This is a genomic window from Arthrobacter sp. B0427-1-12 (genome assembly GCF_059092905.1).
The window spans coordinates 1-438 of record NZ_JBNHIC010000222.1; the positions used below are offsets into that span (position 1 = coordinate 1).

Annotated in this window: 1 pseudogene; it reads right to left on the reverse strand. The window is 67.6% G+C overall.

The annotated features are described in order from the left end of the window. Positions 1–252, reverse strand: a pseudogene (locus AC5RWU_RS24660) (transposase); the annotation flags it as partial. Positions 253–438: the final 186 nt, after the last annotated feature.

The following is a 438-nucleotide window of genomic DNA, read 5'->3' on the forward strand; positions in this document are numbered from 1 at the left end:
TTGGCGCAGGCCGGTGTTGTCCGGAGCGGGCCGGGGTCGGTGATCCGGCGGTAGATTTCACGGGCAAGGTAGCGTTTGAGGCAGCGGATGATCTCCCTGCTTGCTCCGGCCCTCGGCGGTGCGTTTGTTCACGTAGTCCCCGGTGCGCGGGCACGAGGACATGCGGACCAGGACGACCTGGTGCAGGGCCCGGTTGGCGTTGCGGTCACCGCCGCGGCTGAGCCGGTGCCGGGTCGTCTTTCCCGATGATGCCGCAGGAAACCACCCGCGGGGCGTTTCCATACCCGGCCCATTGTCATCAGCGATGACGCGCCCATCGTCAAATAACGCGACGGGTAACAGGCGTCCGCGGCCTCGATTTCGGCGGCCAGGGACCGGTAGCGGACGGCCGGCGGCTTCAGCGTCAGCAAGGTGATGTATTCCGGGTCGGCGGCATGG